This is a genomic window from Virgibacillus ndiopensis, from assembly GCF_900187325.1.
Taxonomy (GTDB): Bacteria; Bacillota; Bacilli; order Bacillales; family Amphibacillaceae; genus Virgibacillus_E; species Virgibacillus_E ndiopensis.
Window position 1 is genome coordinate 754,714 of record NZ_FZMZ01000004.1, and the last position, 17,354, is coordinate 772,067.

Here is a 17,354-nt window from a genome sequence, read left to right on the forward strand (position 1 = left end):
ATAGATATTAAGGATGCAAAAAATATAGTAGAAAACATTCATAAAACATTTAGCAAAGATAAAAAACTAGGAGAGCAGTGGAACGTGGAAACATTTATCACATGTATGGAATATCTAGCTTACAATATTCCTAATGATAATACTGGAAAGCTATGGATAATAATCCGTACTGGCAGAAATATAGCTAGGTTTAGAAAGAGTACTGGTAAATATGAGGATGCACCTGATACAGCTTCTGGCAAAAATAATGAATTAAATGTTGCGAAGAGAATTGCTATTGAAAATCCTGCACTCATTCTCACTCGACAACAAGGTTTAAAGAAGGGTTGGAATGGTGCAGAATTTTGGTGGCCAGTTCTTGTAACACCGAGTAAGACTCCAACTGTAATATATACAAGTGAAACTCAAGATTGAAAAACACCGATTTTAGGTTTATTAAGATTCCGTTCCGAGACTGCTAATTGTTTCAGGTAAACAATTAATTGGACTTTTCAACTTGTTCACTATTTCGTCAATCTTGTAAAAGCCCCAAGGTGATAGATTTGAAACATGTACTGACCATTATTGATTCCATTGTATATTACAACTTATCATGGAGTGACGGTATGATAACCTAGATTAGCAATCATGTCCTTGGTAATCTGTATAGTCATATATGAAGAGGCTTGTATATCATTCACATGTTTCGAAGTCTTATAACTTGTGAATGAGTACATGCTTATAATGGCAAAAATGGACATTTAGAAAAAAAATCATTTATACCGGTTCAAATTAAACAAAATTTTAACTTTGACATTCTTACTTTTAACATTTTTAGTTTGAGAACGATTTTCTCTTTTCTCTCAACAATTTTGGTAGTATGCTGCGAACAGAACAAAAGTTGGATTAGATTTACGATTCTTTATTTTCATGAAGAGGGAATATATCTCCATTTGGATACTCTTTTACTAATTCCCCATTTTTTTCATATATGATATATGTTCCATTTGCTTTCGCATCAATTCTAGCCATATCTCCAGTCATCTTTATCCATTTGTCCATCCAAGCAAATTTTCTATTGGGGTTATTAATTTTTTCTGTCCTAAACCCATTAGTTGGTTTATTTTTATTTTTTGTCACGGATATCCCCCATTATTTTTCGATTTAATTAGAATATGAAACTTCATTCGGAAACCATATTACCATTTTGTATTCCCATATATAATCACTTTAATATCCAGTAGTACTAGAATTTCGCATGGAAAAGTGGTGATTGTAGGTCAATTTACCAAGCAAAAAGCCACAGCCCTTTCTTTATTGTATATTACCTCCAAAAACCCATTGTCAAATTACTATGGGCAGAATATATACCGCCATATTTCCTGTAGCATTTTCCTGCAAAAGTTTAAACCAAACACATCAATGTTATTTTATATTACTTCTAAATAGTTACACATTAGTTTAAACAAAAAGCCACCAAGTATGGTAGCTTCAATCCTTTATCCCTAATAACTTAGGAGACTGGCTGTGTAATCTTTGATCTTAAAAGAGCAACATCCTTGTTACTATTTTTTCTTTCCAGGTTATTTAAAATTTTATTCTCCGTTTCTGGTGTCCAGTATATTTTTAACTTTCCTTTAGCACGGGTTATTGCTGTATAAAATATATTGTGAGTAATCATTTCTTCACTCTCATCTGTAATAACAATTTTAACTGAATTATATTCAAGACCCTGTGCTTTATGAATTGAAACAGCATAAGCAACCTGGAATGGAACTACGGCTTCAGAGGAGGAATAATCGTCATCTTCATCTGTGCTTCTATACTTATTGACAAAAAAGCGAATTACGGAATTACCTTGATCAGAATGACCTATCAATTCAAGATCATATCCCTCTACATCCAACTGATTCATCACCTTATCAAGTTCAATATCGAATTGTATTCTATCATTAAACGCCTCTATACCAACTATTTTTCCTTTTAAATTATTATAAATTATAGGTGCAAATCTTTCTGATTCATTAAACAAAACAGGATCATTTATCTTATAAGTTTGAACACCCCAACGCACTGGAATATTTTGATTGCTACTCTGTAAAAATCTATTAATATTGTTTATTCCATAGAGCCCATCATAATTTAGACATAGTATAATTTCATCTTCCTCAAAATGTTCAAATATAGATTCATCCAAGCTAATTGAATAATTGTTTTTTGTAATATGTTCTAGTATATCTTCATTCATACTCCTAACTTTATCCCACAAAGTTAGGAGGTTAGGGTTATTGGTTCGATATGGGTTTGTTAACTCATATATCGATGTTTCAGGAACAAACGACGCTACAACGTTAAACCAATTTCCAAAGACTATCGAATCAATTTGATATACGTCCCCAACTAAGACTAATAGTTTGAAAGATGCTTTATTTATGACTCTTAGCATATCTATATTACTGACTGTACTACATTCATCAATAATCAACACATCGAATTCTGTTTCGCAATTTTTATTAGCATTGAATTTCGCTATAGTTTTATAGGTACAATTATCTGCATTAACTCTTCTTTTCAAATTATCCACTGCTGGATTAGTGTTTGCTAAATAGAGCTTCTTTTTATCATTGAAAAAATTTGAGATATGATTTATCATCGTGGATTTTCCAGTCCCGGCAGCACCGTATATTAACGCCACTTTGGAATTCTCAAACATTTGCTTTAGGGCATGCTCCTTTTCATCGCAATCAACATTATAAGCAGTATATTGCAACCAATACTCAACAGAGTTTAAATAGTTATCAATGCCGGCTGAAGCTAATTCCTTGAGTTTTTGAATAATACTAAGAGTGCTTACTTCATAACCTTCTATATAAATATTGTTTTTATAAATCTCTAATCTTCGATGCCCATGCTTATAATACAGCATATTGTTATATGTCTGCATAAGACCATCAATATCTCCAAAACCCTCAATATCTTTTTTCGAAGTGTATAACTGTCCTTTTAATTCTATATTATTTTTAATAAGCCTTGCAAAGATCTCATGCTCTCGATTAGTTACATCTATACAATCCAATAGATCTGAAAGTTTAGGATTATGATTCTTTAAGGAAGTATTAAATGGCATATTATCAAAAGGGATACATCCATAATCCAAATGCAGTTGCGATAATCTTTCACACCTTCTATACATGTGTTGCTGCTTTATTATTTTATTATTTAATCTGTAAAGTAAGTACCTGATTACTCGATTACCTGAACTATTGCTTTTGGTAAACTCACGACACTTATCTATAATATCAAAAAAATATAACGTATTTGCTCTTTGATTTATATGGGCCTTGATACTATTATAATAATCATCGGCAAGATCAATCAATTCAACTAAATTCATCCCGCTTTCGGTTAAGTATCTCATTAACTCACGATACTCAACACTTCCACTTTGTATTTTTGGGTGATTGCCAAATATATCAGCGAAATTATTAAGTTCACATGGACGGATTGATACTTCCCAACTATCAATAATTAGAATGGGCATATTCTTATCCAAAATATTAATAATTTCATTTTTCACAGATAGTTTAACAGCATAGTTATGTGAAAGATCCAATTTTGTAAATGCAATAATTCTATCAAACTTGCTTGCTTTGTCATTGGCAATTGTAAATGTTACTTCGTAATAAACTTCGTAATCTACAAAAAATGGCTTTATTTTTTGAATGTAATAACGATCATTATATGTGTTTCTAGTTCCAGCTAAAGATGGTTGATTTATTTTTGCAATGATCTTTTCATAATATTCATTAAGATTGGAATCAGTAATGATTGGGAATTCATCTATGTTTTCAAGTATATCAAGATTATATGTACTCTTGAGAAAGTTTTTCATTTTGAGTAGATACTCAAAGTATTTCAACATTAGTCTTTCAGAATTTTCCTCGTCAAGTGTATAATGAGAAGCAGTAATTTGCAAAAGCCTGTGAAACTTACTTAGAAATCTTAAATTACCTCTGGATTTAACATAAATATTTGCTTTTTCGATATTAGCGTAACTATTCTCAATATCTTGTCCATTAGCATATGCTTTTAATGAAATATGTTCCACGAAATTCCTAAGTTGAGACAGAATATTTTGTGACAATAATCCCCTATCAGAAGAATCAAACCTATCAATATTTCTACAAATTACTTTATCGATGTTCAAAATCTCTATGTCAATTCTATTCAAACTATCCACCTCCAATTACAGATTTATTAAATATCCTACCCATTACTTTATTTTAGTGTGTCGTATGTTCAAGAAAATACATATCTACCAATGATGTCATTTTCTCTTATACTTTTATAGTGTCTGTGGTAAATATGACGTAATCTGTTTAATAATATAAGACAAATATACCATTTTTCAGTAAAATATGTACCCTATAATTATTATTCAGCAAACTCTAATAGGGCAGAAACATATGTTATCTTTCGTATGAATGCGTCTTCACATTATTTCAAATGTTAAAATGACTAAGTCGTAAGAAATAGATATTCATTTCCTATTAATATTAACCATAAATCAGGAAAATCATAGGTTCTTTTTGAAGAGACCTTAGTAAAATTATTAATAAAGATGAATAGATTGGTGTTAAAGAATCTACTTTACGAACAATTTTTAAGTTTATATATTTAATATCATAAAATATTTTAGTGCTCGAACCTAAGAATTTTGATTTATGAAGTGACTCTAATTATGATAGAGTCATAAACTAATTCACTGATGAAAGGGAGTGACATAATCAAAATAATTAAGTAACACATCACTTTATCCCCCCTCAATACAATTAACTTAATTACCCTCATTATTTAAAATAACAGCAGGAGGAAGTAGAATGGCAAACAACAACAATAATCAATCCACTAAATGCAAGACAAGTTCTTCTCTATTTCTATTGAAAGGGGAGAATACATTCCATGAATTCTTTTCAACTAGAAGATAAATTTCTGCAGCAACACCTCTCCGTGAACCTCTCAATCCCCATCCCTTCAGATTCAGTAATTATTTCCAAAATAGAATTAGAAGAACTTAAAAAACATCAATTAAAAGGCGTTTATTGGACAATGAAAGATTTGGAAATTCGGATTAATCGTAAACATGAATGGATTAAAGAAAACATCCTCTATCCCTCTAAATTCAGAAAAATTCTCGATGTAGAACAAGGTGGCTTCGTTTTTTATCCGCAAACAAAAGGGCAAACATGGTCATTCCACGCCTCGAAAATGGCAGAATTTTTGGATGATAACTTCCAACAAATATTCACCAAAATAGATAAAATAGCTTAAACTCATAAGCTATACAAAACTAACAATTACATTTAAGATAAGGATGACTACATTAAGACTCCAGATCACCCCTATCTGACTAAAACTAGATGAGGAGAAACAAATTATGGCATATATAAGAAAACGTGTAGGCAAAAAAGGAACAAGTTATGAATTTACAGTTAGCAATACTGTAAATGGAGAATCAAAGCATATAAGAAAGGGAGGATTTCGCACAAAAACAGAGGCAAAGGTTGCAGCAGCTGAAATGGAAGCCCAATTAGCAAAAGGCATGCACCCTGTAATTAAAAAACAGCCTTTCGATAGCTACTTTAAAGACTGGATTGAGCTCTATAAAGCTCCCATAGTTAGCCCAACTACTATGAAACATTACGAATACTCATTAAGTGCGATAATAGAGTATTTTTCAGACACCCCAATTCAAAATATTAAGAGACATGATTATCAAAAGTTCTTGAATTGGTTCGGTTCTAATAAAGCAAAAGAAACAGTCGCAAAAGTACATGGACACATAAAATCTTGTGTTAAAGATGCTATTGAAGAACAACTAATCCAATTTGATTTCACAAGAAAAACAACACCAACTTGGACTGTACCAGCGAAAAAGTCAGTAGAAAAACATTTAAACTATGAAGAAAGCAGACAACTTTTACAGAGCATTCAGAGAAAAGCGGTTGAAGGGCTGGGCTACTCGCTGATACTTTTAATTCTGACATCTGGACTACGCTTTGCTGAAGCAGTTGGACTTACAAGAAAAGACTTCAACTTCGATAAAAACACAATCACCATTAGCAAAACCTGGGGATATAAGAAAAATTCACCTACAGGTTTTGGACCGACAAAAAATAATCAATCTATTAGAACTATTAAGATGGGCAAGCTCACCATGAATCATTTTAAAGAATTGTTCAACACCACTCCAACGAATATTCATGAATTAGTGTTCTACAGTGCGGGATCAAAATACAAAGTCATCAGCAATACCAATGCCAATAAGTTGCAAAAAAAAATACTATTAGAATTAAATATCGAACCGATAACAGTTCATGGATTACGACACACACATGCAAGTGTACTTCTTTATAAAAAAACTTCCATTCACTATGTTTCTGAAAGATTGGGTCATAGTGATATAGAAACAACATTAAAAGAATACACGCATGTTCTAAAAGAATTACGTGTGAAAGACGAGCAAATTACAGTACGAACATTTGAGAATATGGCTGTATAAATTATGCGTAAAATGTGCGTAAAATGTTTTAAAAACTAATCGTTTTCAATCGAATACTCAAACATAAGAAAAAGCTCATAAAGCCTTTTATATAAAGGTTTACGAGCTTTCAATTACTATTAATCGTAACTAATATTAACTTACAGATACCGGTGGTCGGGGTCGAACCGACACTCCCCAAGGGGAACGGGATTTTGAGTCCCGCGCGTCTGCCAATTCCGCCACACCGGCATGTGTTGGAGGCGGTAACCGGATTTGAACCGGTGATAAAGGTTTTGCAGACCTCTGCCTTACCACTTGGCTATACCGCCATTTTGAAGAATAATATGGAGCGGAAGACGGGATTCGAACCCGCGACCCCCACCTTGGCAAGGTGATGTTCTACCACTGAACTACTTCCGCAAAATGGCTGGGCTACCAGGATTCGAACCTGGGAATGACGGGATCAAAACCCGCTGCCTTACCGCTTGGCTATAGCCCAAAAATAATTATTTATATAAAATGGGGCGACCGGTGGGGATCGAACCCACGAATGCCGGAGCCACAATCCGGTGCGTTAACCACTTCGCCACGACCGCCATAATAAAAATGGCAGGGGTAGTAGGAATCGAACCCACATCAAAGGTTTTGGAGACCTTCGTTTTACCATTAAACTATACCCCTACTTGTTTTAAAAAATATAAATGGTGGAGGGGGGCAGATTCGAACTGCCGAACCCAGAGGGAGCGGATTTACAGTCCGCCGCGTTTAGCCACTTCGCTACCCCTCCACTAATGTGAAAATAAAAAAAATTCAAAAATGGTGGCTCCGGACGGAATCGAACCGCCGACACAAGGATTTTCAGTCCTTTGCTCTACCGACTGAGCTACAGAGCCATTATGAATTAATGATGTTTGAAATCCACTTATTAAAAAGAGTGGCGGTCCGGACGGGACTCGAACCCGCGACCTCCTGCGTGACAGGCAGGCATTCTAACCAACTGAACTACCGGACCAAAATATTAATATAATTTGGTTGCGGGGGCAGGATTTGAACCTACGACCTTTGGGTTATGAGCCCAACGAGCTACCAGACTGCTCCACCCCGCGATGTGAAAAATATTATGTTTTAAATGGTGGAGGATGCAGGGCTCGAACCTGCGACCCCCTGCTTGTAAGGCAGGTGCTCTCCCAGCTGAGCTAATCCTCCAAGTAAGTGGTGACCCGTACGGGATTCGAACCCGTGTTACCGCCGTGAAAGGGCGGTGTCTTAACCGCTTGACCAACGGGCCAATCATATTTATTTTATAAGTGGCGGAGAGCGAGGGATTCGAACCCTCGAGGCCGTGGTAACGGCCTACACGATTTCCAATCGTGCTCCTTCGGCCACTCGGACAGCTCTCCATGGCTCCACAGGTAGGATTCGAACCTACGACCGATCGGTTAACAGCCGATAGCTCTACCACTGAGCTACTGTGGAATGGAATATGCCTGGCGGCGTCCTACTCTTGCAGGGGCAATGCCCCAACTACCATCGGCGCTGAAGAGCTTAACTGCTGTGTTCGGCATGGGAACAGGTGTGACCTCTTCGCTATTACTACCAGACAATTTTATTGTTAATCCAAGTGATCACAAGAAATTTAGTGACAACCAATATTATAATTGATTCTCAGAAAAAATCAAGTAAAATTTTAAATATGTATAGGATTTATACCCTAAAAACTAAATAAGAGTTTAACCATCAACGAATCAAAAATATATAGTTAAGTCCTCGATCTATTAGTATCCGTCAGCTCCACGTGTCACCACGCTTCCACCTCGGACCTATCAACCTCATCGTCTCTGAGGGATCTTACTCACTCGAAGTGATGGGAAGTCTCATCTTGAGGGGGGCTTCATGCTTAGATGCTTTCAGCACTTATCCTTACCACACGTAGCTACCCAGCTATGCTCCTGGCGGAACAACTGGTACACCAGCGGTGTGTCCATCCCGGTCCTCTCGTACTAAGGACAGCTCCTCTCAGACTTCCAGGCGCCCACGACGGATAGGGACCGAACTGTCTCACGACGTTCTGAACCCAGCTCGCGTACCGCTTTAATGGGCGAACAGCCCAACCCTTGGGACCGACTACAGCCCCAGGATGCGATGAGCCGACATCGAGGTGCCAAACCTCCCCGTCGATGTGAACTCTTGGGGGAGATAAGCCTGTTATCCCCGGGGTAGCTTTTATCCGTTGAGCGATGGCCCTTCCATACGGAACCACCGGATCACTAAGCCCGACTTTCGTCCCTGCTCGACTTGTAGGTCTCGCAGTCAAGCTCCCTTGTGCCTTTACACTCTGCGAATGATTTCCAACCATTCTGAGGGAACCTTTGGGCGCCTCCGTTACCTTTTGGGAGGCGACCGCCCCAGTCAAACTGCCCGCCTGACACTGTCTCCGAACCGGATTACGGTCCTGGGTTAGAAGGTCAATACAGCCAGGGTGGTATCCCACGGATGCCTCCACCGAAGCTAGCGCTCCGGGTTCAATGGCTCCCACCTATCCTGTACAAGCTGTACCAACATTCAATATCAGGCTACAGTAAAGCTCCACGGGGTCTTTCCGTCCTGTCGCGGGTAATGCGCATCTTCACGCATAGTATAATTTCACCGGGTCTCTCGTTGAGACAGTGCCCAAGTCGTTGCACCTTTCGTGCGGGTCGGAACTTACCCGACAAGGAATTTCGCTACCTTAGGACCGTTATAGTTACGGCCGCCGTTTACTGGGGCTTCGGTTCTACGCTTCGCACGAAGTGCTAACGCTTCCCCTTAACCTTCCAGCACCGGGCAGGTGTCAGCCCCTATACTTCGCCTTTCGGCTTCGCAGAGACCTGTGTTTTTGCTAAACAGTCGCTTGGGCCTATTCACTGCGGCTTCTCCATAAAAGAAGCACCCCTTCTCCCGAAGTTACGGGGTCATTTTGCCGAGTTCCTTAACGAGAGTTCTCCCGCTCACCTTAGGATTCTCTCCTCGCCTACCTGTGTCGGTTTGCGGTACGGGCACCTATGAACTCACTAGAGGCTTTTCTTGGCAGTGTGGAATCAGGAACTTCGGTACTCTAGTTCCCTCCCCGTAACAGCTCAGAATTGTTGGACGGATTTGCCAATCCAACTCCCTTACTGCTTGGGCGCACCTATCCATCAGTGCGCTTTCCTTATCCTACTGCGTCCCCCCATCGTTCAAACGCTCATGAGGTGGTACAGGAATATCTACCTGTTGTCCATCGCCTACGCCTTTCGGCCTCGGCTTAGGTCCCGACTAACCCTGAGAGGACGAGCCTTCCTCAGGAAACCTTAGGCATTCGGTGAAAGAGATTCTCACTCTTTTTTCGCTACTCATACCGGCATTCTCACTTCTAAGCGCTCCACCAGTCCTCACGGTCTGACTTCGCTGCACTTAGAACGCTCTCCTACCATTGTTCGTAAGAACAATCCGCAGCTTCGGTGATACGTTTAGCCCCGGTATATTTTCGGCGCAGAGTCACTCGACCAGTGAGCTATTACGCACTCTTTAAATGGTGGCTGCTTCTAAGCCAACATCCTGGTTGTCTGGGCAACTCCACATCCTTTTCCACTTAACGTATACTTTGGGACCTTAGCTGGCGGTCTGGGCTGTTTCCCTTTCGACTATGAACCTTATCACCCATAGTCTGACTCCCAAGTCTAAGTAGCTGGCATTCGGAGTTTGACTGAATTCGGTAACCCGGTGAGGGCCCCTAGTCCAATCAGTGCTCTACCTCCAGTACTCTATTCTTGAGGCTAGCCCTAAAGCTATTTCGGAGAGAACCAGCTATCTCCGTGTTCGATTGGCATTTCACCCCTACCCACACCTCATCCCCGCATTTTTCAACATACGTGGGTTCGGGCCTCCAGTCAGTGTTACCTGACCTTCACCCTGGACATGGGTAGATCACACGGTTTCGGGTCTACGACCGCATACTCATTCGCCCTATTCAGACTCGCTTTCGCTGCGGCTCCGTATCTTCTACTTAACCTTGCATACGATCGTAACTCGCCGGTCCATTCTACAAAAGGTACGCCGTCACCCATTAACGGGCTTCGACTACTTGTAAGCGCACGGTTTCAGGTTCTCTTTCACTCCCCTCCCGGGGTGCTTTTCACCTTTCCCTCACGGTACTGGTTCACTATCGGTCACTAGGGAGTATTTAGCCTTGGGAGATGGTCCTCCCAGATTCCGACGGAATTTCTCGTGTTCCGCCGTACTCAGGATACACTCCGGAGAGAACTCCTTTTCGATTACAGGGCTCTTACCCGCTTCGGCTGATCGTTCCAGATCGATTCATCTAAAGAATTCCTTTGTAACTCCAATGGAGTGTCCTACAACCCCAGAAAGCAAGCTTTCTGGTTTGGGCTAATTCCGTTTCGCTCGCCGCTACTTGGGAAATCGCATTTGCTTTCTCTTCCTCCGGGTACTGAGATGTTTCAGTTCCCCGGGTCTGCCTTCCATATCCTATGTATTCAGATATGGATACTGCTCCATTACGAACAGTGGGTTCCCCCATTCGGAAATCCTCGGATCGAAGTCTACTTACGACTCCCCGAGGCATATCGGTGTTAGTCCCGTCCTTCATCGGCTCCTAGTGCCAAGGCATTCACCGTGCGCCCTTATTCACTTAACTATTTATTAAGAATTAAGAACTTACATTTTACTTTGATGTCGTTGAATGTCTTACTCTTATTTAGTTTTCAAGGTACAAATAGAGAGAATTTACTCCCTCAAAACTGAACCAAACAACCATGTATGTCCTTACCGAAGCGTTCACGTAAGTGAAACCCTTCAGCGTTCCGTTATATTCCTTAGAAAGGAGGTGATCCAGCCGCACCTTCCGATACGGCTACCTTGTTACGACTTCACCCCAATCATTGGCCCCACCTTCGGCGGCTGGCTCCAAAAGGTTACCTCACCGACTTCGGGTGTTGCCAACTCTCGTGGTGTGACGGGCGGTGTGTACAAGGCCCGGGAACGTATTCACCGCGGCATGCTGATCCGCGATTACTAGCGATTCCGGCTTCATGTAGGCGAGTTGCAGCCTACAATCCGAACTGAGAATGGTTTTATGGGATTTGCTTCACCTCGCGGCTTCGCTGCCCTTTGTTCCATCCATTGTAGCACGTGTGTAGCCCAGGTCATAAGGGGCATGATGATTTGACGTCATCCCCACCTTCCTCCGGTTTGTCACCGGCAGTCACCTTAGAGTGCCCAACTTAATGCTGGCAACTAAGATCAAGGGTTGCGCTCGTTGCGGGACTTAACCCAACATCTCACGACACGAGCTGACGACAACCATGCACCACCTGTCACTCTGTCCCCGAAGGGAAAACGATATCTCTACCGTGTTCAGAGGATGTCAAGACCTGGTAAGGTTCTTCGCGTTGCTTCGAATTAAACCACATGCTCCACCGCTTGTGCGGGCCCCCGTCAATTCTTTTGAGTTTCAGCCTTGCGGCCGTACTCCCCAGGCGGAGTGCTTAATGCGTTAACTTCAGCACTAAGGGGCGGAAACCCCCTAACACCTAGCACTCATCGTTTACGGCGTGGACTACCAGGGTATCTAATCCTGTTCGCTCCCCACGCTTTCGCGCCTCAGCGTCAGTTACAGACCAGAGAGTCGCCTTCGCCACTGGTGTTCCTCCACATCTCTACGCATTTCACCGCTACACGTGGAATTCCACTCTCCTCTTCTGTACTCAAGTCCTCCAGTTTCCAATGACCCTCCACGGTTAAGCCGTGGGCTTTCACATCAGACTTAAAAGACCGCCTGCGCGCGCTTTACGCCCAATAATTCCGGACAACGCTTGCCCCCTACGTATTACCGCGGCTGCTGGCACGTAGTTAGCCGGGGCTTTCTGGTTAGGTACCGTCAAGGTACCGCCCTATTTGAACGGTACTTGTTCTTCCCTAACAACAGAGTTTTACGATCCGAAAACCTTCATCACTCACGCGGCGTTGCTCCGTCAGACTTTCGTCCATTGCGGAAGATTCCCTACTGCTGCCTCCCGTAGGAGTCTGGGCCGTGTCTCAGTCCCAGTGTGGCCGATCACCCTCTCAGGTCGGCTACGCATCGTTGCCTTGGTAGGCCATTACCCCACCAACTAGCTAATGCGCCGCGGGCCCATCTGTAAGTGACAGCTAGTGCCGCCTTTCAACTTCTCACCATGTGATGAAAAGTGTTATCCGGTATTAGCCCCGGTTTCCCGGGGTTATCCCAGTCTTACAGGCAGGTTGCCCACGTGTTACTCACCCGTCCGCCGCTCGTTCCACAAACTTACGCCCCGAAGGGCAGAGTTTGCTTCCCGCGCTCGACTTGCATGTATTAGGCACGCCGCCAGCGTTCGTCCTGAGCCAAGATCAAACTCTCCAAAAAAGTTTGAAATAAGATGACTTACGTCAACCTTATTGTTAGTCTTAGCTAAATTGAAATCAGGGTTTAAAAGATACATAACAGATAAAATCTGTTGTTATCTTTTAACCTGTTTTATTCGAAAAACAGTTCATGTTTTTCTTGACATACTGGTTGTTTTGTTCAGTTTTCAAAGAGCAAATTTATTTTGCGCCACTCAATTTGGCGACTTTAATATCATATCATGTTGGGAACTTTATGTCAACAACTAATTTGATATTTTTTTAAATCCATCTTGTCGCATGACTTGCTGTTTCTTGGCGACAGAAGTAACTTTACCATGGTTAAAATATAAAGTCAATGTTATTTTACAATTAATTATTATCCAGTTATTGGATAAACTGTTTCATGCGCTAGTTATAATTGTGTACTAAATAATTAAAAGATAACTAGAAGAGGGAAACATCCCCCCTCATATTAAACGTACATTAAACCCTATGCAAGTTACCCACAAAATGTGAACCTATGAAATATACTATGCTTCCACCCTATATTTCCTTTGATAAACACCCACACCTTTTGTCTCCACTCGTTCAGTTTGAACAATACTCTTTTCAACCAAGTATGCAAGCATCGCAGTAAGATCGAGAGCGTATGGCTTTACCGTCGGATGATCCTTTAACTCACTATAGGACCAAGACCCATCTCTTTCCTTTAATACATCCAGCAAATGTTTCGCAGATACTTTTGCCCGGTTGCTTATTACAAAGTCAGTAGCCAAGATCATTAACTTAACACGTTTATCTATCTCTTCATCGCTTTGAATAAGTTCATCATATAGTTTATATACTTCTGGATCTATTTGGCGCACCTGATTCCAGACCGTTACTTCAGGATGATATCCCTTTTCGATTACAGCTAAACGTGCTAAGTAATGTAGGGAATTAACAATCCTGCTGTATGCATCTTTATATTGAGATGATTCATAAAGATCCTTCACTTCACTGTAGCTTTTGACTAATTTACCGAATTCAATTGCTTTCCTTAAATTTCGTTTATCATGTGGAAAGTCACGTATTTGCTCTTTAAAGTTAGCTATATATTCATTACGGTCGAAAATAACTTTACCATACGTTAGCCATGCAATTGCCTTTCGATAACCGCTTGTATCAATCCATTTTCTTAATAAATCATTTGTAACAATATGCATAGCAGCTATTTTATCGTCAAATTCATAATGCTTCACATGCCATGATATATCCGATTTTTCTACTATAATAAGTAATATCACATCAAAATTATCTGTAATTGGACTGTTTGGTCTCATTTTTTCAATCAGTAATACACCTAATGTATTAGCATCACTTGCTCGTTCTTGGTAAATGGGCCTCAATAAATCTTCCATGTTACGAATTCCTCCAATAACCTTGTATACTATATTATATTTCGACATACATCTACGAAATCCTTTTTAGAACGAAAATTTCATTCTAATATGCTATACTAGCAAATGTAATAGATAAGGAGGAAACACATGGCACAATTAGTTTATTCGAGTAAAATAAATAAAATCCGTTCCTTTGCCTTGTTTTTAATCTTTGCTGGATTCCTTTTAATGTACGGTGGTATTTTGACGAAAAAGATACCATGGTTAATGGCGACCTTTTTCGTTTTAGGTATTCTACTTATTGTGTTTAGCTGTGTTGTTTACTTTTGGATCGGCATGCTTTCAACAAAGGCTGTCCCCATCATTTGTCCAAATTGTGAAAAGCCAACGAAAATGCTTGGACGCGTTGATGCTTGTATGCACTGTAAGCAAACTCTAACACTTGATAAGGATTTAGAAGGCAAAGAATTTGATGAAAGATATAATAGTAGACATTATAGAAAAGAACTTAAAGAGAAACAAAAAAACAATAAGAAATAAAATCACCATCATTAAAAAATCCAGATGCTGCTACATTTACAGCATCTGGATTTTTTAATGAAAGTAAAATTTTTCGCCCTATGAAGTAATCAACAGAGCAGACTACGTACAGCTACTGCATCTAGAGGCATCCGTACGATAATTCAACAACGATTTACTACACTCATCGCGTTTCCTTTATCTCCTCGAAAGAAATGTTCGATTAAAAACGCAGCAACACCAAACCAGCCGTGTTACTTGTATGCAGTCCACACATGTCTTTATATGAGGGCTTGCGTTTTAGTTAATAATATTAGTGCTTTTGTGTTTCGATATTTTTACAACTGTCGCACTTACCATATATTTCCATTCGGTGATGACTAACTTCAAATCCTGTCACCTGCTCAGCAAGTGATTCCACTTCGTCCAGGCTTGGATAGTGGAAATCAACTATTTTGCCACATTCCTCACAAATAATGTGATAATGCTTTGTCGTATTATAATCAAACCTGCTTGACGAATCACCATATGTTAATTCACGAACAAGTCCAATTTCCTTTAAGACACGCAAGTTGTTATAAACTGTGGCAACACTCATATTAGGGAATTTACTCTCTAACGCTTTATAAATTTCGTCAGCTGTTGGATGAATCATGGAATTCAGAAGATATTCAAGAACCGCATGACGTTGTGGTGTAATTCGTACCCCTGATTCTTTTAACGTATCAATCGCTTCACGTAACTTTTGTTCAGACACCGTCATGCACCCCACTTTCCTTCTTATATTTCAATTCTAACAATATTATTAGATTGTAATCTTTATAAATAGTGTACCTGTTTGAACCGTGTCCTGTCAATATAAGTATATTTCGTAACAATAATTATTATAACTATTAATTTAGTTTAGTATTTGCTTCCGGCCTTTCCCTATTCCAATTTTATAATTAACAAAAAAAGCAGTACGTTTCTATTTAAAACGTGCTGCCTTTGCTTATTTAGTTATACATCAGCCTGTAATGGTATTTCTTCACCACCCAAGCTTTGGTTCACATACCGTGCTGCTACGAATAAAAAGTCAGATAGTCGATTAAGGTAGGACACAACAAGTGGGTTCACTGCATCTTCACCCAAACCAACTGCTGTACGTTCGGCACGTCTAGTTACTGTACGTGCCGTGTGTAATGCACTTGAGGTACTATGTCCTGACGGTAAAATAAAATTTTTCAATGGTTGTAGGTTTTTATCCCATTCATCAATTTGATCTTCAAGCTCTTGAATATACTCTTTTTTTAGCTTCCACGTTACTTCCTTATCACTAGGGGTAGCGAGTTCAGCACCCACATGGAAAAGAATTGTTTGGATACAGTGCATCGTTTTTAAAAATGCTTCTTTTTCCTCCCACTCTTCGTTTTCCAAAAAGCTTAATGCAAGACCAATCATTGAATTCGCTTCATCACAAGTACCGTAAGCCTCTACTCGTAAATCATTTTTTGGTACACGTTTTCCATAAATCAATGATGTTGTTCCTTTATCCCCTGATCTTGTATAAATTCGCATTGTCAATACCCCCTAGTAACGTCAATTTTATTAATAAAATCGGTATTTCCATTAATAAATGTATGCAGGTTTTTATCGAAAATCTCTAATGCCCGTGTTACGTAATAACGCGACTTTCCAGATAAGTGCGGTGTCACTGTAATATTTTCTTCCTGCCAAAATACACTATCTTTTGATAATGGCTCCTCTTCAAAAACGTCTAACACAGCATGGGAAATTTCTCCTTGTTGAACTGCTTTTAAAAGATCTTCACTTTTCACAGCGTTCCCACGGCCCATATTAAGAAATACTGCATGACTTGGCAGCAACTCAAAATGTTTATACGTATAAAAATATGTTGTTTCTTGTGTACTCGGTAGAACAGAAACTACAAAATCAACTTGAGGTAACACGTTTTCCAATTTATCGTTCGTGTAGTTCTCATCAAAATGTTCAATTGCGCGACCACTTTTAGAAATCCCAATTGTTTTCATCTGAAACGCTTTCGCTAAACGTGCTACTTCTTGTCCAATAGCACCTGTACCGACTACTAGCATTGTTTTTCCAGTAATTTCCTGGATTTTCACTGTCCGATCCCAATGATTATTTGCTTCATTTTCAATCATTTGTTTACTATTCCGATATACTTGAAGCAGCATGGAAATTGCATACTCAGACATTGGGATTTTGTGTATTCCTCGTGAATTTGTCACGAGAATGTTTCTCTGGTTAATTGTTTCAAATGGCATTTGGTCCATTCCTGCTGATAAAACCATAATCCACTTTAACTTGGTTGTTTGATTTATGATGTCATCCGTTATATCTTCACCATACGATACCAGGACTTTTACATCTGATAAATGACTTTCTGCCTCGTCCATATTTTCGCAAAAAATAAAGGATTGGTCTGGAAAACGTTGCGTTAGATTTTCCTGATGTTTAGTCGATAGTTTTGCAGTAAAAAGAATCGTCAATCTTCTGCGCCCCCTTAC

General features: G+C 39.7%; 10 protein-coding genes, 14 tRNA genes and 3 rRNA genes. 4 read left to right on the plus strand and 23 right to left on the minus strand.

Annotated features, from left to right (window positions below):
• The first annotated feature begins 84 nt into the window (after window positions 1-84).
• Window positions 85-414, plus strand: coding sequence for a hypothetical protein (locus tag CS937_RS19680; protein WP_245835706.1), 330 nt, complete (start codon window positions 85-87; stop codon window positions 412-414).
• Between the two features lie 477 nt (window positions 415-891).
• On the opposite strand, the gene CS937_RS06155 is transcribed toward CS937_RS19680, so the two are convergent.
• A complete protein-coding gene (locus CS937_RS06155; protein ID WP_099157567.1) occupies window positions 892-1,119 on the minus strand; it encodes a hypothetical protein in 228 nt (75 codons plus the stop codon).
• Window positions 1,120-1,492: 373 nt separating this feature from the next.
• The gene (locus CS937_RS06160; RefSeq protein WP_245835707.1) at window positions 1,493-4,219 is read right to left on the minus strand and encodes an ATP-dependent DNA helicase; all 2,727 of its coding nucleotides are present in this window, start codon (window positions 4,217-4,219) and stop codon (window positions 1,493-1,495) included.
• 722 nt (window positions 4,220-4,941) lie between these two features.
• On the opposite strand from CS937_RS06160, the gene CS937_RS06165 reads away from it, so the two are divergent.
• Window positions 4,942-5,310, plus strand: coding sequence for a DUF771 domain-containing protein (locus CS937_RS06165; RefSeq protein ID WP_099157569.1), 369 nt, complete (start codon window positions 4,942-4,944; stop codon window positions 5,308-5,310).
• Window positions 5,311-5,416: 106 nt separating this feature from the next.
• Complete coding sequence (locus CS937_RS06170; RefSeq protein ID WP_099157570.1) at window positions 5,417-6,541, plus strand: site-specific integrase; 1,125 nt, start codon at window positions 5,417-5,419, stop codon at window positions 6,539-6,541.
• A 147-nt stretch (window positions 6,542-6,688) separates the two neighbouring features.
• On the opposite strand, the gene CS937_RS06175 is transcribed toward CS937_RS06170, so the two are convergent.
• The 18 genes from CS937_RS06175 to CS937_RS06260 all read right to left on the minus strand — a co-directional run bounded on the left by CS937_RS06175 (window position 6,689) and on the right by CS937_RS06260 (window position 14,325).
• Window positions 6,689-6,772 (minus strand) — tRNA-Leu (locus tag CS937_RS06175).
• Between the two features lie 6 nt (window positions 6,773-6,778).
• Window positions 6,779-6,852 (minus strand) — tRNA-Cys (locus CS937_RS06180).
• 16 nt (window positions 6,853-6,868) lie between these two features.
• A tRNA-Gly gene (locus tag CS937_RS06185) sits at window positions 6,869-6,943 on the minus strand.
• Between the two features lie 4 nt (window positions 6,944-6,947).
• Window positions 6,948-7,022 (minus strand) — tRNA-Gln (locus CS937_RS06190).
• Window positions 7,023-7,043: 21 nt separating this feature from the next.
• Window positions 7,044-7,119, minus strand: a tRNA-His gene (locus tag CS937_RS06195).
• A gap of 11 nt (window positions 7,120-7,130) precedes the next feature.
• Window positions 7,131-7,204, minus strand: a tRNA-Trp gene (locus CS937_RS06200).
• Window positions 7,205-7,225: 21 nt separating this feature from the next.
• Window positions 7,226-7,310, minus strand: a tRNA-Tyr gene (locus CS937_RS06205).
• Window positions 7,311-7,340: 30 nt separating this feature from the next.
• A tRNA-Phe gene (locus CS937_RS06210) sits at window positions 7,341-7,416 on the minus strand.
• 42 nt (window positions 7,417-7,458) lie between these two features.
• Window positions 7,459-7,535, minus strand: a tRNA-Asp gene (locus CS937_RS06215).
• A gap of 17 nt (window positions 7,536-7,552) precedes the next feature.
• Window positions 7,553-7,629: transfer RNA gene (locus CS937_RS06220), tRNA-Met, on the minus strand.
• Between the two features lie 24 nt (window positions 7,630-7,653).
• A tRNA-Val gene (locus CS937_RS06225) sits at window positions 7,654-7,729 on the minus strand.
• A gap of 7 nt (window positions 7,730-7,736) precedes the next feature.
• Window positions 7,737-7,811: transfer RNA gene (locus tag CS937_RS06230), tRNA-Glu, on the minus strand.
• Between the two features lie 20 nt (window positions 7,812-7,831).
• A tRNA-Ser gene (locus tag CS937_RS06235) sits at window positions 7,832-7,923 on the minus strand.
• Between the two features lies 1 nt (window position 7,924).
• Window positions 7,925-7,999 (minus strand) — tRNA-Asn (locus tag CS937_RS06240).
• 9 nt (window positions 8,000-8,008) lie between these two features.
• Window positions 8,009-8,124: ribosomal RNA gene (rrf, locus tag CS937_RS06245) — 5S ribosomal RNA — on the minus strand.
• Window positions 8,125-8,278: 154 nt separating this feature from the next.
• Window positions 8,279-11,198, minus strand: a 23S ribosomal RNA gene (locus tag CS937_RS06250).
• A gap of 182 nt (window positions 11,199-11,380) precedes the next feature.
• Window positions 11,381-12,944, minus strand: a 16S ribosomal RNA gene (locus CS937_RS06255).
• The 16S, 23S and 5S rRNA genes sit together here with 14 tRNA genes alongside, the layout of an rRNA operon.
• A gap of 511 nt (window positions 12,945-13,455) precedes the next feature.
• Entirely contained in the window at window positions 13,456-14,325 is an 870-nt protein-coding gene (locus CS937_RS06260) for a nucleotidyltransferase-like protein (RefSeq protein WP_099157571.1), read from the minus strand.
• A 129-nt stretch (window positions 14,326-14,454) separates the two neighbouring features.
• Between CS937_RS06260 and CS937_RS06265 the strand changes: the two genes are divergently transcribed.
• Entirely contained in the window at window positions 14,455-14,847 is a 393-nt protein-coding gene (locus CS937_RS06265; RefSeq protein WP_099157572.1) for a YgzB family protein, read from the plus strand.
• Between the two features lie 292 nt (window positions 14,848-15,139).
• Here CS937_RS06265 and perR read toward each other — a convergent pair whose 3' ends face one another.
• From perR to CS937_RS06280, 3 genes are all read right to left on the minus strand, one after another.
• Window positions 15,140-15,589, minus strand: coding sequence for a peroxide-responsive transcriptional repressor PerR (gene perR, locus CS937_RS06270; RefSeq protein WP_099157573.1), 450 nt, complete (start codon window positions 15,587-15,589; stop codon window positions 15,140-15,142).
• A 236-nt stretch (window positions 15,590-15,825) separates the two neighbouring features.
• On the minus strand, window positions 15,826-16,383 hold the full coding sequence (locus CS937_RS06275; protein WP_099157574.1) for a cob(I)yrinic acid a,c-diamide adenosyltransferase: 558 nt from the start codon (window positions 16,381-16,383) through the stop codon (window positions 15,826-15,828).
• Window positions 16,384-16,385: 2 nt separating this feature from the next.
• Window positions 16,386-17,336 carry a D-2-hydroxyacid dehydrogenase gene (locus tag CS937_RS06280; protein WP_099157575.1) on the minus strand — a complete coding sequence of 317 codons (951 nt, stop codon included), beginning with the start codon at window positions 17,334-17,336 and terminating at the stop codon, window positions 16,386-16,388.
• Window positions 17,337-17,354: the final 18 nt, after the last annotated feature.

Excerpts from the sequence above, each read along its gene's own strand:
- CS937_RS06260 (WP_099157571.1), bottom strand. The coding sequence starts at position 14,325 with ATGGAAGATTTATTGAGGCCCATTTACCAAGAACGAGCAAGTGATGCT.
- CS937_RS06170 (WP_099157570.1), top strand. The coding sequence starts at position 5,417 with ATGGCATATATAAGAAAACGTGTAGGCAAAAAAGGAACAAGTTATGAA.
- CS937_RS06265 (WP_099157572.1), top strand. The coding sequence starts at position 14,455 with ATGGCACAATTAGTTTATTCGAGTAAAATAAATAAAATCCGTTCCTTT.
- perR (WP_099157573.1), bottom strand. The coding sequence starts at position 15,589 with ATGACGGTGTCTGAACAAAAGTTACGTGAAGCGATTGATACGTTAAAA.
- CS937_RS06275 (WP_099157574.1), bottom strand. The coding sequence starts at position 16,383 with ATGCGAATTTATACAAGATCAGGGGATAAAGGAACAACATCATTGATT.
- CS937_RS06165 (WP_099157569.1), top strand. The coding sequence starts at position 4,942 with ATGAATTCTTTTCAACTAGAAGATAAATTTCTGCAGCAACACCTCTCC.